The following is a 250-nucleotide window of genomic DNA, read 5'->3' as shown; positions in this document are numbered from 1 at the left end:
TGTTGATGACGAAGAGTTAATCGAATTAGTAGAAATGGAAGTTCGTGAACTTCTTTCTACTTATAACTTCCCTGGTGATGATACTCCAGTAATCCGTGGTTCAGCTTTAGCTGCGCTTAACGGTGAAGATGGTCAGTACGGTGTTCCAGCTGTTCTCGCTCTTGTTGAAGCGCTTGACACTTACATCCCAGAACCAGAACGTGCGATCGATAAAGCATTCTTGATGCCAATCGAAGACGTATTCTCTATT

1 pseudogene is annotated in these 250 nt (G+C 43.2%); it reads left to right on the top strand.

What is annotated here, in order from left to right:
• Positions 1 to 250: pseudogene (locus EXE10_RS21355) on the top strand (elongation factor Tu); the annotation flags it as partial.

This window comes from Acinetobacter sp. WCHAc060033, from assembly GCF_004209125.1.
GTDB classification, from domain to species: Bacteria; Pseudomonadota; Gammaproteobacteria; order Pseudomonadales; family Moraxellaceae; genus Acinetobacter; species Acinetobacter wuhouensis.
Note: the sequence above shows the minus strand (reverse complement) of the source record. Positions and strands in the feature narration are given on the sequence as shown.